Origin of the sequence: Mesorhizobium sp. B3-1-7 (assembly GCF_006439385.1) — a bacterium.
Classification (GTDB): domain Bacteria; phylum Pseudomonadota; class Alphaproteobacteria; order Rhizobiales; family Rhizobiaceae; genus Mesorhizobium.
In genome coordinates this window covers 48,712-61,716 of sequence record NZ_VFTL01000017.1, presented here as the reverse complement: position 1 = coordinate 61,716, position 13,005 = coordinate 48,712, and the positions used below count along the sequence as shown (strand labels likewise).

General features: G+C 65.2%; 10 protein-coding genes. 8 read left to right on the top strand and 2 right to left on the bottom strand.

Features of this window, described 5'->3' with window-relative positions; all coding sequences use genetic code 11:
* Positions 1–37 precede the first annotated feature (37 nt).
* The 6 genes from ftsZ (at position 38) to FJ417_RS15750 (ending at position 8,810) form a co-directional block, all read left to right on the top strand.
* Positions 38–1,699 (top strand): cell division protein FtsZ, encoded by a 1,662-nt coding sequence (ftsZ, locus tag FJ417_RS15775; protein WP_140784087.1) that lies wholly within the window; start codon positions 38–40, stop codon positions 1,697–1,699.
* A 376-nt stretch (positions 1,700–2,075) separates the two neighbouring features.
* The gene (lpxC, locus tag FJ417_RS15770; RefSeq protein ID WP_140784086.1) at positions 2,076–3,023 is read left to right on the top strand and encodes a UDP-3-O-acyl-N-acetylglucosamine deacetylase; all 948 of its coding nucleotides are present in this window, start codon (positions 2,076–2,078) and stop codon (positions 3,021–3,023) included.
* Between the two features lie 201 nt (positions 3,024–3,224).
* Positions 3,225–4,094, top strand: a complete 870-nt coding sequence (locus FJ417_RS15765; RefSeq protein WP_140705943.1) for an outer membrane protein assembly factor BamD — start codon at positions 3,225–3,227, stop codon at positions 4,092–4,094.
* Between the two features lie 8 nt (positions 4,095–4,102).
* Complete coding sequence (recN, locus tag FJ417_RS15760; RefSeq protein ID WP_140784085.1) at positions 4,103–5,776, top strand: DNA repair protein RecN; 1,674 nt, start codon at positions 4,103–4,105, stop codon at positions 5,774–5,776.
* A gap of 134 nt (positions 5,777–5,910) precedes the next feature.
* The gene (ligA, locus tag FJ417_RS15755) at positions 5,911–8,118 is read left to right on the top strand and encodes an NAD-dependent DNA ligase LigA (protein WP_140784084.1); all 2,208 of its coding nucleotides are present in this window, start codon (positions 5,911–5,913) and stop codon (positions 8,116–8,118) included.
* Complete coding sequence (locus tag FJ417_RS15750) at positions 8,118–8,810, top strand: TIGR02453 family protein (protein WP_140784083.1); 693 nt, start codon at positions 8,118–8,120, stop codon at positions 8,808–8,810. The genes ligA and FJ417_RS15750 overlap by 1 nt, the downstream gene beginning before the upstream one ends.
* A 24-nt stretch (positions 8,811–8,834) precedes the next feature.
* On the opposite strand, the gene FJ417_RS15745 is transcribed toward FJ417_RS15750, so the two are convergent.
* Positions 8,835–9,593 (bottom strand): SDR family oxidoreductase, encoded by a 759-nt coding sequence (locus FJ417_RS15745; RefSeq protein WP_140784082.1) that lies wholly within the window; start codon positions 9,591–9,593, stop codon positions 8,835–8,837.
* 369 nt (positions 9,594–9,962) lie between these two features.
* Here FJ417_RS15745 and FJ417_RS15740 point away from each other — a divergent pair, with 369 nt between their 5' ends.
* Together FJ417_RS15740 and FJ417_RS15735 are read left to right on the top strand one after the other, a co-directional pair.
* Entirely contained in the window at positions 9,963–10,691 is a 729-nt protein-coding gene (locus tag FJ417_RS15740) for an AzlC family ABC transporter permease (protein ID WP_140644082.1), read from the top strand.
* A complete protein-coding gene (locus FJ417_RS15735) occupies positions 10,688–10,984 on the top strand; it encodes an AzlD family protein (RefSeq protein WP_140784081.1) in 297 nt (98 codons plus the stop codon). Before FJ417_RS15740 ends, FJ417_RS15735 begins: the two co-directional genes overlap by 4 nt.
* Positions 10,985–11,107: 123 nt before the next feature.
* On the opposite strand, the gene FJ417_RS15730 is transcribed toward FJ417_RS15735, so the two are convergent.
* The gene (locus FJ417_RS15730; protein ID WP_140784080.1) at positions 11,108–12,952 is read right to left on the bottom strand and encodes an aminopeptidase P family protein; all 1,845 of its coding nucleotides are present in this window, start codon (positions 12,950–12,952) and stop codon (positions 11,108–11,110) included.
* Positions 12,953–13,005 lie beyond the last annotated feature (53 nt).

Sequence of the window (13,005 nt, the reverse complement as noted above, 5' to 3'; positions counted from 1 at the left end):
AGCGGCGAGGCGGCGGGAAAGGCAAAGGACGGAGACAATGACCATCAATCTGCAGAAGCCGGACATCACCGAGCTTAAGCCCCGTATCACCGTGTTCGGTGTCGGTGGCGGCGGCGGCAATGCCGTGAACAACATGATCACAGCCGGCCTGCGCGGCGTCGAGTTCGTGGTGGCCAACACCGACGCGCAGGCGTTGACCATGTCGAAGGCCGAGCGGCTGATCCAGCTCGGCGCGCATGTCACCGAAGGCCTCGGCGCCGGCTCGCAGCCGGAAGTCGGCCGCGCGGCGGCGGAAGAGTGCATCGACGAGATCATCGATCATCTCTCCAACACCCATATGTGCTTCGTCACCGCCGGCATGGGCGGCGGCACCGGCACGGGCGCTGCTCCGGTCGTTGCCCGCGCGGCGCGCGAGAAAGGCATCCTCACCGTCGGCGTCGTCACCAAGCCGTTCCATTTCGAAGGCCAGCGCCGCATGAAGACGGCCGACATGGGTATCGAGGAGCTGCAGAAGTGCGTCGACACCCTGATCGTCATCCCCAACCAGAACCTGTTCCGGCTGGCCAATGACAAGACCACCTTCGCCGATGCCTTCGCCATGGCCGACCAAGTGCTCTATTCGGGCGTCGCCTGCATCACCGACCTGATGGTCAAGGAAGGCCTGATCAATCTCGACTTCGCCGACGTCCGTTCGGTGATGCGCGAGATGGGCAAGGCGATGATGGGCACGGGCGAGGCTTCGGGCGAGGGCCGCGCGATGGCAGCGGCGGAAGCCGCGATCGCCAACCCGCTGCTCGACGAGACCTCGATGAAGGGCGCCAAGGGCCTGCTGATCTCGATCACCGGCGGCCGCGACCTCACCCTGTTCGAAGTCGACGAGGCAGCGACCCGCATCCGCGAGGAGGTCGACCAGGACGCCAATATCATCCTGGGCGCCACCTTCGACGAAGAGCTGGAAGGCGTGATCCGCGTGTCGGTCGTCGCCACGGGCATCGACAAGTCGGCGGCCGAAATCGCGGCTGCGCCGATCTCGATCCGCGCGCCGCAGAAGCCGGCCGCCCGCCCGGCGGTGGCTCCGGTTGCCGAAATCCGCCCCGCGCCGGTTCAGCCGCAGGCCTACGAGCCGCGCGCGGCCGATCCGGTCGCCGAGGCGATCCAGCTTGCCGAGGCGAACGCTGCCGCCATGGCGCAGCCGCGCGCCGCGCCGGTCGACGACTTCCGGCCGCAGAGCAAGATCTTCCAGGCCCCGCCGGCCCAGCCGCAGCCGCAGCCGGTGGTGCCGCAGCAGGTCATGCAGCAGCCCGCGCCGCAGCGCGAGATGCCGCAGCCGATGGCCGCTGCCCCGCAGCGCATGCCGCGCGTGGAGGACTTTCCGCCGGTGGTAAGGGCTGAAGTCGAAGCCAAGACCCGGCCGGCGGACCATGAGAACAGCGGTCCGATGGGGCTGATCAAGCGGCTGACCAACGGCCTGACCCGCCGCGAGGAAGAGCCGGCCCGGCTCCAGCCGGCGCAGCCGCGCGAGCCGAAGCTGCGCCAGGCCGCGCCCGAGATGCGCCGTCTCGCCAGCCAGGATCCGCAGCTCTACGCGCCGCGTCGCGGCCAGCTCGACGATCAGGGCCGGCTGACGCCGCAGGCCCGCACTGTCCAGGAAGACGACCAGCTGGAAATCCCGGCTTTCCTGCGCCGCCAGGCCAACTAACAATATAGCGGACCGGCCGATCGTCGATACGGGCCGCCGATCGTTAACGATATATAACGGTTGTTAACAGGCAGACGAGGTATCGTCTGCCTGTTGCTTTTATAAAATTCATTGAAAACAGCGGCTTATGAGCTGCTTCTGACGCAGTCGCGCAGTTACACGGGGAAAGAAACCGTGATTTGGAGTCTCCAAAGCGGGCCATTATCTTCGCCACGGACTAAAGTCGGTTTGCCGGGATTCGGGGAGTAGCCCTGCCTGCCGATCACACAGAGCCGCATGCTCTTGACTATTTTGCCGCCTTTGTGCGAGCGCCAGACCATTCGACTGGCTGCAAGATACCCAAGGCCGATGGAGCGGACGCAGGCATTTTGGGCGTATGGGGTTACTCTTGCACGACTATCAGACGACAGTGAAATCGCGCGCGACGCTGGCTGGCATCGGCGTTCATAGCGGCAAAACCGTCACCGTTCATTTCCTGCCGGCCGACGCCGACACGGGCATCGTCTTCCATCTTTCGAACGGCGGCGAAGCCCGAGAGTTCCGCGCCCTGGTCGCCGAAGTCGGCGCCACGGATCTCTGCACCATGCTTGGCGATCCGGCCGGCGAGCATATCGGCACCGTCGAGCATCTGATGGCCACCGTGTTCGGTCTTGGCATCGACAACCTCATCATAGAAATCGACGGTTCGGAAGTCCCTATCCTCGATGGCAGCGCCATGGCCTTCGTCGAAGCCATCGACCAGGCCGGTATCGAGACGCTGGCGGTGAAGCGTCGCTACATCCGCGTCGTCAAGCCGGTGCGGGTGGAAGCCGGTGCGTCCTGGGCGGAGTTCCGCCCCTATGACGGCACGCGATTCGAGATCGAGATCGATTTCGAGAGCCCGGCGATCGGCCGCCAGCAATTCGCTTCCGACATCAATCCCGACATCTTCCGCCGCGACATCGCGCGGGCGCGGACCTTCGGCTTCATGAAAGACGTCGAGCGGCTTTGGGCCGCCGGCTACGCGCTTGGCTCGTCACTGGAAAACTCGCTGGTCATCGGCGACGACAACCGCGTCATCAATGTCGGCGGGCTGCGCTATCCCAACGAATTCGCCCGCCACAAGACGCTCGATGCGATGGGCGACCTGGCGCTGGCCGGTGCGCGCTTCATCGGCTGCTTCCGGTCCTATCGCGGCGGCCACCGGATGAACGCCTCGGCGCTACGCCGGCTGCTTTCCGACCACACGGCCTTCGAGATCGTCGAAACGAGGCGCCGCGAGCGCGGCCGTGTCGCCGAGATGATCGCCGTCAGCCGGCCGGTCTACGCACCCTGGGTGATCTGATTTTTAACCGTTTTCTGGCTTTGTGGTCAGGCTTGTGTTGCATGGCTGCATCACAGAGGTGTCAAAACGCGCGGCTTTGGCCATAGCGTGGGCTTGCCACAAAAATGTGCGATTGGCCGGACATAGCGTTGCCGGGCAAGGGGATAATGGTTTAAGGCTTCGGCCCGGACCGAAACGACGCCGAAGGGGCGGAATCCAAACATGTTTTTTTCGCGAGTTGGTCAATCGGCAACGCCGCGTCGGGGTGTTTTGCTGGCGCTGTCGGTGATTGCTCCCGCGCTCGTGCTTTCAGCCTGCATGTCCTCCGAGAAGGATGTCAACCTGGCGACCTATGTCGACCAGACCGAGCCGGCCGACGTTCTCTACAACCAGGGCCTGGCCAACATGAATGCCGGCCGCCTCGACGAGGCGAGCAAGAAGTTCGACGCGGTCGACCGCCAGCATCCCTATTCCGAATTCGCCCGCAAATCGATGGTGATGGGCGCTTTCGCCGACTACCGCGCCGGCAATTATGACGAGGCGATCGGTTCGGCCAAGCGCTACCTGACCCTCTATCCCTCGACCGACGACGCGGCATACGCGCAGTACATCATCGGCCTCTGCTACTATCGGCAGATCAAGGACGTCACCCAGGACCAGAAGGAAGCGCGCCAGACCATCCAGACCATGCAGGATCTGGTGACGCGCTGGCCGAACTCGGAATATGTCGGCGACGCCAAGGACAAGATCCGCTTCGCCAACGACCAGCTCGCCGGCAAGGAGATGCAGATCGGCCGCTACTATCTCGAGCGCCGCGAATACATCGCCGCAGTGAAGCGGTTCCGCACCGTGGTCGAAAACTATTCCAACACCCGCCATGTCGAGGAGGCGCTCGCGCGGCTGACCGAGTCCTACTATGCGATGGGCCTGACCTCGGAAGCGCAGACGGCCGCGGCGGTGCTCGGCCACAATTATCCGGACAGCTCGTGGTACAAGGATTCCTACAAGCTCTTGCAGAGCAACGGGCTTGAACCGCGCGAAAATGCCGGGTCGTGGATTTCCAAGGCCGGGAAGCTGATCACCGGCGCCTGAAGCTTGCGATGCTGTCCAGACTGTCGATCCGCGATATCGTCCTGATCGAGAAGCTGGACATCGACTTCCTGCCTGGGCTTTCGGTGCTGACCGGCGAAACCGGCGCCGGCAAATCCATCCTGCTCGATGCGTTGTCGCTGGCGCTTGGCTCGCGCGGCGATGCCTCGCTCGTCCGCCATGGCGCCGCGCAAGGCCAGGTCATCGCCGTGTTCGACGTGCCGCGCAACCATCCGGCACGCGCGTTGCTCGCCGGGAACGATATCGAGGACGATGGCGACATCATCCTGCGCCGCGTGCAGACGGCCGATGGCCGCACCCGCGTCTTCGTCAACGACCAGCCCTCCAGCGTCACCCTGATGCGCGATGTCGGCCGCGCGCTGGTTGAGATCCACGGCCAGCATGACGAGCGAGCGCTGGTCGATCCCGACGCGCATCGCGAATTGCTGGACAGTTTCGGCGGCCATCTGGGCGCCGTGCGCGGCACGGGCGAAGCCTGGCGGTACTGGCGAAACTGCGAGCAGGAGCTTTCGCGGCATCGCGCCAAGGTCGAGGCGGCGGCGCGCGAGGCCGATTATCTGCGCGCTTCCGTCGCCGAGCTCGCAAAGCTCGACCCGCAGCCAGGCGAGGAAACGGAGCTTGCGGAATTGCGCGCGACGATGATGCGCGTCGAAAAGATCGCCGCCGAAATCCATGATGCGCAGGATGTGCTGTCGGGGCCGTCCTCGCCCTTGCCGCAGCTCGCCAGCCTGTTGCGGCGGCTGCAGCGCAAGTCCAGCGAAGCGCCTGGCTTGCTCGACGATGTGGTGAAATCGCTCGATGAAGCGATGATCTCGCTCGACGCCGCGCAGTCCGGCGTGGAAGCAGCGCTTCGCGCCACCGAATATGATCCGCAGCGTCTGGAGAAGGCGGAAGAGCGTCTGTTTGCGCTGCGCGCCGCCTCTCGCAAGCACAGTGTCGCGGTCGACGATCTGGCGCAACTGCGCGACACGATGGTGGCCGATCTTGCCGACCTCGATGCCGGCGAGGAACGGCTGCACGCGCTGGCCAAGCAGGCCGCCGCGGCGCGCGAGGCCTACGATATTTCCGCGGCGCAGCTTTCGTCGCTGCGCCATGCGGCGGCTGGGGGACTGACCAAGGCGGTGATGGCGGAACTGCCGGCGCTCAAGCTCGAGCGGGCCGAGTTCATCGTCGAGATGGGAAGCGATGCCGAAAGCCGCATGGAAGAAGGCATCGACCAGGTCGAATTCTGGGTGCGGACCAATCCAGGCACCCGGCCGGGACCGATGATGAAGGTCGCCTCGGGCGGCGAGCTCTCGCGCTTCCTGCTGGCACTGAAGGTGGCGCTTGCCGATCGCGGCTCGGCGCCGACCCTGGTGTTCGACGAGATCGATACCGGCGTCGGCGGCGCGGTGGCCGACGCCATCGGCCAGCGGCTGGCGCGGTTGTCGAAGCGGGTGCAGGTGCTTTCGGTCACGCATGCGCCGCAGGTCGCGGCACGCGCCGCGACGCATTTCCTGATCTCGAAATCCGGCGGCAAGGAGCGTGTGGCCACCGGTATTGTCGAAATGGACCGTGCCGCGCGCCAGGAAGAAATCGCGCGCATGCTGGCCGGCGCCACCATCACCGACGAGGCCCGCGCGGCGGCGGAGCGGTTGCTGCGCGAGAATACCGCGGCGGCTTAAGATTTCTGGACGCTGGCAGGCTGAGTCAGCAGATGGCTGCATCCCGCTGTTCAGCAATGATTTCTTCGCAACCCGACTCCCTCGCAGCGAATCCTGATTTATAGTGGCCAGCCACAATTCGAGGACCGCGTTTCATGTCGGAAAAACCAGTCGAATCGCTGACCGAAGGCGAGGCCGCGGAGGAGCTGAAGCGGCTGGCGGCGGAGATCGCCGAGCATGACCGGCGCTATCATGCCGAGGATGCACCGACGATCACCGATGCCGAATATGACACGCTGCGGCGGCGCAACCTCGCTCTTGAAGAGCATTTTCCTGGCCTGATACGTGAGGATTCGCCGTCGCTGCGGGTTGGCGCCGCGCCCGCGGAGGGCTTTACCAAGGTGCGGCACGCGGTGCCGATGCTCAGCCTCGCCAAGGCCTATACCGACCAGGACGTTGCCGATTTCATCGAGCGCGGCCGGCGTTTCTTCGACCGCGACAAGGATCTCGATATCGCCTTTACCGCCGAGCCGAAGATCGACGGGCTGTCGGCTTCACTGCGTTACGAGAACGGCGTGTTCGTGCAGGGCGCGACGCGTGGCGACGGCGCCGTCGGCGAGGACATCACCGCCAATCTGAAGACGATTGCCGACATTCCGAAGACGCTGAAGGGGTCGGGCTGGCCGGAGACGATCGAAATCCGCGGCGAAGTCTACATGACCTATGCCGAATTCGAGGCGCTGAAGCAGCGCTCGGCGGCCGTCGGCGGCCAAGATTACGTCAATCCGCGCAACACGGCTGCCGGATCGCTCCGCCAGAAGGACCCGTCGGTCACCGCCAGCCGCAATCTGAAATTCTTCGCCTATGCCTGGGGCTATACGACGGCGGATCCGGCTCCCACCCAGTACGATTCGGTGCAGAAATTCGCCGAGTGGGGGTTCAAGGTCAGCCCGCTGATGGTGCGGGCGAAGTCGATCGACGAACTCATCGCGCACTACCATCGCATCGAGGAGCAGCGCTCCTCGTTGGGCTACGATATCGATGGCGTCGTCTACAAGGTCGACCAGTTGGAGCTGCAACGCCGCTGGGGTTTCGTCACCGGCGAGCCGCGCTGGGCGGTCGCCCACAAATTCCCGGCCGAGCAGGCGATGACGACGGTCGAGAAGATCGACATCCAGGTCGGCCGTACCGGCACGCTGGCGCCGGTGGCGCGGCTGGCGCCGGTCACAGTCGGCGGCGTGGTGGTCGAGAACGTCACGCTGCACAACGAAGACTACATCAAGGGTTTCGACAGCAACGGCCAGCCGATCCGCGACGGTATCGACGTGCGCATCGGCGACACGGTGGTCATCCAGCGGGCAGGCGACGTCATCCCGCAGATCGTCAGCGTCGTCATGGACAAGCGGCCGGCCGGCGCGGTGCCTTATGAATTCCCGCATACCTGCCCGGTCTGCGGCTCGCCGGCGACGCGCGAGATCAACGAGAAGACGGGCAAGGAGGATTCGCGGCGGCGCTGCACCGGCGAGCTGATCTGCGCCGCGCAGGCCGTGGAGAGGCTGCGCCACTTCGTGTCGCGCGGCGCGCTCGATATCGAGGGCTTGGGCGCGGAAAACATCGACCTCTTCTTCAATTCGGGGCTGGTGAAGACGGCCGCCGACATCTTCACGCTGAAGGATCGCCGCCCGGCCGTCACCAAGGCGCTGGCCGAGCGGCGCGAGGAGCAGGCTCGGCTGCGCGAGGAAGCCTCGGGCAAGGCGCGCAAGAATGTTCGCAGCGTCGAGGAGCGTAATTATGAAGGTCTCGACAAGCTGTTTTCGGCCATCGACGCGCGCCGCGAGCCGGAGCTCGACCGTTTCATCTTCGCGCTCGGCATCCGCCATATCGGCGAGACCACGGCGGCCGTGCTTGCCCGCCAATTCTCGACCATCGAGGAGCTGATCCGTATCGGCAAGGAGACGGCGAAGGCCGAGGATCCGCACAGCGTGTTCCCATCGATCAACGGCATCGGCGATACGGTGATCAACGCGTTGCGCGACTTCTTCGGCAATGAGCGCAATGACGATGTGCTGGACGCCTTGCTGGCGCAGGTTCATCCGAAACCCTACGTCATGGAAATCTCGGCCGGCAGCGAAGTCTCGGGCAAGACGGTGGTGTTCACCGGCTCGCTGGAAAAGATGACGCGTTCGGAAGCCAAGGCGATGGCGGAGCGGCTCGGCGCCAAGGTCGCGGGCTCGGTTTCGGCCAAGACCGACCTGGTGGTGGCGGGTCCTGGCGCCGGCTCGAAGCTGAAAGTTGCAAGCGACCTCGGCATCGAGGTGATCGACGAGGACACCTGGCTGCAGCGCATCGGCAGGGGCGGCTGATGACTGGCGCGTTCAAGGGTTTTGGGCCGAAGGCCATTCCGTTCCTGAAGGCGCTCGACTTCCACCAGAGCCGCGAGTGGTTCCAGGAAAACCGCGACCTTTACGACAGCGAGCTGCACGGGCCGTTCTGCGATCTGGTCGAGACGCTCACAGAGCGTTTCGAGGCGGCCAAGCTCGGCCTGCGCGGCGACCGCAAGAAATCGCTGTTCCGCATCAATCGCGACGTGCGCTTTTCCAAGGACAAGCGGCCCTACAACCGGCATCTCTCGGCGATCCTGTCGCCCGACGGCACCAAGATGGAGCAGGGGGTCTTCTACGTGCATATCGGGCTCGAGCGCTGCTTTGCCGGTGTGGCCTGGTGGCAGCCGGCGCCGGAACTGCTGCAGGCGATGCGCAAGGCGATCGTGACCAAGCCGGCCGCGTTCCGCGGCATGGTCGCATTGCTCAACAAGGCCGGCCTCGCGCTCGATGCGGAAGACCGCCTGAAGCGGGCGCCGCGCGGTTTCGAGGATGTCGGTGACGAGGATCTCGCCCAGGCGGTGCGCAACCGGCATTTCGTGGTCCGGCACGACATCGATCCGGCGACGATCCATTCGCCGGCGCTGGTTGACGATCTCGTCGGCTTCACGCTTGGCGCCAAGCCGCTGCTCGACTGGGGCCGGGCGATCCAGGGGACGGCTGTCGCGGCCTGACGCCGCCTCCGGCTGTCGCCGGGCTTACATCCGCATCAGCAGGCCGCCGTCGACGGCAAGCTCGATGCCGGTGATATAGCTCGCGGCGTCCGAGAGCAGGAAGAGCGCGGCGTTTGCCATGTCCTGCGGCGTGCCGATGCGGCCGAGCGGCGTATAATTCGCCACGGCGGCGCGCTTTTCTTCGGTGTCCCAGCGCGCCTGCAGCGGCGTCAGCGCCATGCCGGGGCAGATCGCGTTCGAGCGGATGCGCTCGCCGGCAAGCTGCATGGCGAGCGACTTGGACAGCGCGCACACGCCGGCCTTCGACGCCTGATAGGCGTCCTGCGGGTTCGGGTCGCCGCGATACCACTGGATGGTGGAGAAATGCACCATGGCGCCGCCGCGGCCGCCGGAACGCATGTAAGGAACGACGGCGCGTGCGGTGTGCACGAAGGATTTCAAATTGATGTTGAAGACCTGGTCCCAGACATCGAGGTCCATATCGAGCGCAGACTTGTCGCGGCCGAACCACAGCACACCGGCGACATTGGCGAGATAGTCAATGCCGCCGCGCTCGCGGCCGGCGGCGCCGATGACCTGTTCGACGAAAGCGGCGTCGGTCAAATTACCCTGCGCGAAGGTCAACCTGTCGTCGTAGGCGGCAAGCGAGGCTGGGCGTGGCTTGATATCGATGGCGGTGACGGAGGCGCCGGCATCGAGCAGCGCCAGCGCGATCGCTTCGCCCATCCCGCCGCCAGCCCCGGTGACGACCGCATGCCGGCCCGTGAAATCATAGACGACCATTCATTTCCCCTCGGTTTTTGCTGCAAGGCCCGATACTATCTCTGCGCCAGGGCGCGATCGTTCGACAATAGGGGCGGACAAAAAATCCCTTGGCAGGCGTCGCACATCAGGGACTTCGAATGGCAGCGCTATTTCGGCAGCTGAGGCGTGGAGAACTTCCAACGCTTTGCAACGCCAGCGATCAGTTCCGCTGATCATTGGGTCAGGCGAATTGGTGTGACATTGAAAGCGACGCTCCCTAAATGAGGCCGCTCTTAAAGCGCGTCTCGTTGAGCGGATTCAGGCGACGCGCGTTAAGTCTTTGGTTGATGCATGTCGTTGTCCCAGAACCGCTGCGCACTTCTGGGCGACATGCTTAAGGAGCGGCTGATGGCGGCGGAAGCAATCTCCGGAGGCAGGACCGGCGGCGATTTCTGGGACGGCGTGCGATTGTCGATGCCGGTCGTCGTCGCCTCGGCGCCGTTCGCGATCCTGTTCGGCGCGATCGCCGTCGACAATGGTTTCTCCGTGCTCGAAGCTTTTCTGATGAGCGCCATGATCTATGGCGGCGCCAGCCAGATGGTCGGCATCGAATTGTTCGGCCAGCATGTCGCGCCATGGCTGATCGTGCTGTCGATCTTCGCGGTGAATTTCCGCCATGTGCTCTACTCGGCCGGCATCGGCAGGCGCATCGCGCATTGGCCCGTGCTGCAGCAGGCGCTCGGCTACTTCATCCTGACCGACCCGCAATATGCCATCGCGGAGGCAAGGGCCGAGTCCGGCCGTCCCGTCGGTTTCGTCTGGTATCTGGGTCTCGGCCTGCCGGTCTACGTGTTCTGGGTGATCGAAAGCGGCTTGGGTGCTGTGTTCGGCAAGATGATCCCGGATACGCATGCGCTGGGCATCGATTTCCTGCTGCCGATCTATTTCCTCGGCCTGGTGCTTGGCTTCCGCAAGCGGCCACTCTGGGCACCCGTCGTCGCCGCCAGCGCCGTCGCCTCGATCATCGCCTACAGAACCGTCGGCTCGCCCTGGCATGTCTCGATCGGCGCGGTCGCCGGCGTCCTCCTGGCGGTGATCCTGCCGCCACACCACAGCGGCGTGGGCAAGCGGCCATGAGCACGACCTTCTGGATCATCCTCGCCGGCGCCGTCGCCACCTATCTCACGCGTGTCGGCGGCCATCTTGTCATCTCGCGCTTCGAGACCATCCATCCGCGCGTCGAGGCCGGGCTCAACGCCGTGCCGGCGGCGGTGCTGACGACGCTCGTCGCGCCGGAACTGCTGCATGCCGGACCGGCCGAATGGGCGGCGCTGATCGTCACCGTGCTGGTATCGCTGCGCGGCGGGCTGATGGCGATGTTTTTGGCGGGCGCGGCGGTGTTGATTATCGCGCGCCGGTTTATGGGTTAGCTTTCCATCCTGAATGGTTGGCGCTGCCCTCACTGCCTGCCCGTCCTCCGCAGCAGCGGCGCTGCGGCTACGGAGGATAAACTGGGCATTTCTCCCCGTGAACGGGGGAGAAAGAGGCTGTTCTCAAATCTTCGCGTCGTGCGGCAGCGGGGCGGTGGCTTTTTCCAGCCAGGCCAGCGTTTCGCCGTCGACCATCGGGCCGATCTCGGCCAGAACCCAGGCGTGATACCGGTCGAGCCATTGCAGCTCGTCCCGATGCAGCAGGTCGCTGCGGATGAGCCGCTTGTCGATCGGCGCCAGGGTCAGCGTCTCGAAGCCGTGCATGGCGGTGTCGCCGCCTTCGATCTGCTCCGCAGGCGTCACCAGGATCAGGTTCTCGATGCGGATGCCGTAGGCACCTTCCTTGTAATAGCCCGGCTCGTTGGACAGCATCATGCCAGCCAGCAGTTTTTCGGTGCCGGTGCGGGCGATGCGCTGCGGCCCTTCATGCACGGCAAGGTAGGAACCGACGCCGTGGCCGGTGCCGTGGGCGAAGTCGCAGCCATGCTTCCACAGCGCCACGCGGGCGACGGCGTCGATCTCCGAGCCGCGCGTGCCGGCAGGGAAACGCAGCGTCGAGATCCCGATCATGCCCTTCAGCACGAGGGTGAAGCGTTCGCGCATCTCCTCGGTCGGCTGGCCGATCGGCACGGTGCGGGTGATGTCGGTGGTGCCGTCCTGATACTGGCCGCCGGAATCGAGCAGGAACAGTTCGCCGCTTTCAAGCTTGCGGCTGGTGGCGCGCGAGACGCGGTAATGCATGATCGCGCCGTTCGGGCCGGCGCCGGAAATCGTGTCGAAGGAGACGTCGCGCAGCGGCATCTGCGTTTCCTCGCCGGTCTGGCGGCGCACTTCCTCGAGCTTGGTGACGACGGCGATCTCGTCCAGCGAGCCGGGCTTCTGGCGATCCAGCCAGCAGAGCAGCTTGGCGACCGCGGCGCCGTCGCGGCGATGCGCGGCGCGGCTGCCGGCGATCTCGGCCTGGTTCTTGGTGGCGCGCGGTATGCGCGCCGGGTCGGCGGCCAACACGACGGTGCCGCCATTGTCCTCGACCAGCATCCTCAGCTTGTCCGCCGCCAGCACAGGATCGAGCGCGATTTTCGCGCCGCCCTTGGCGAGCTCGATGATCGCGGCTTCGAATTCGCCTGGATCGTGCAGGTCAGCCAACTGCGTGAGGTAGGCCGCGACCTGGCGCGGGAATTTACGCTGGTCCATGAAGATCTGATGCTTGCCGTCGGCGGCCAGGATTGCGAAGCCGAGTGCCAGCGGCGTATGCGGCACGTCGCCGCCACGGATGTTGAAGGCCCAGGCTATCGAAGAGGGATCGGTCAGCACTGCGTGGGTGGCGCCGTCCTTTCCGATCGCGCCCGCCAGCCGAGCCAGCTTGTCCTTGGCGAGCTCGCCGGCGAGGTTTTGCGGATGGATTTCGACAGGCGCGCGCGGCGGCTCCGGCTGGTCCTTCCAGATGATGTCGATGGGATTCTTGTCGAGCGGCACCAAAGTGGCGCCGGACTGCTCGGCCGATGCCTTGAGCGCCTTGATCTCGCCGATCGTGTGCAGCCAGGGGTCGAAGCCGAGCCTTGCGCCCTTGCCGAGATTGTCCTTGATCCAGGCGGCCGGCGGATTGTCGATGAGGCTCTCGATGGTGAAGATCGAAAGGTCGACCTCGTTGCGCACCTGCAGCGTGTAGCGGCCGTCGACGAAGATGAAGGCGCGGTCGCGGAGCACGATGGCGACCCCGGCCGAACCGGAAAAGCCGGTCAGCCATTTCAGCCGCGCCGAGCGGTCGGCGACATATTCGCCCTGATGCTCGTCGGCGCGGGGGACCATGAAGCCGTCGAGGCCGTTCTCGGGCAGCCATCGTCGCAGCAGCGCCACGCGCGGCTTGCCGACGGCCGGATCGCCAGCGGAATCAAAGGTCTGGAACATTTTTGGCGTCTCCCTCGAAATGGCTATCGCGACCGTAGCGCATGGCCCTGGAA

Bases quoted from the DNA above. Each gene is read 5' to 3' on its own strand.
- ftsZ (WP_140784087.1), top strand. From the start codon at position 38: ATGACCATCAATCTGCAGAAGCCGGACATCACCGAGCTTAAGCCCCGT.
- lpxC (WP_140784086.1), top strand. From the start codon at position 2,076: ATGGGGTTACTCTTGCACGACTATCAGACGACAGTGAAATCGCGCGCG.
- FJ417_RS15765 (WP_140705943.1), top strand. From the start codon at position 3,225: ATGTTTTTTTCGCGAGTTGGTCAATCGGCAACGCCGCGTCGGGGTGTT.
- recN (WP_140784085.1), top strand. From the start codon at position 4,103: ATGCTGTCCAGACTGTCGATCCGCGATATCGTCCTGATCGAGAAGCTG.
- ligA (WP_140784084.1), top strand. From the start codon at position 5,911: ATGTCGGAAAAACCAGTCGAATCGCTGACCGAAGGCGAGGCCGCGGAG.
- FJ417_RS15750 (WP_140784083.1), top strand. From the start codon at position 8,118: ATGACTGGCGCGTTCAAGGGTTTTGGGCCGAAGGCCATTCCGTTCCTG.
- FJ417_RS15745 (WP_140784082.1), bottom strand. From the start codon at position 9,593: ATGGTCGTCTATGATTTCACGGGCCGGCATGCGGTCGTCACCGGGGCT.
- FJ417_RS15740 (WP_140644082.1), top strand. From the start codon at position 9,963: ATGGCGGCGGAAGCAATCTCCGGAGGCAGGACCGGCGGCGATTTCTGG.
- FJ417_RS15735 (WP_140784081.1), top strand. From the start codon at position 10,688: ATGAGCACGACCTTCTGGATCATCCTCGCCGGCGCCGTCGCCACCTAT.
- FJ417_RS15730 (WP_140784080.1), bottom strand. From the start codon at position 12,952: ATGTTCCAGACCTTTGATTCCGCTGGCGATCCGGCCGTCGGCAAGCCG.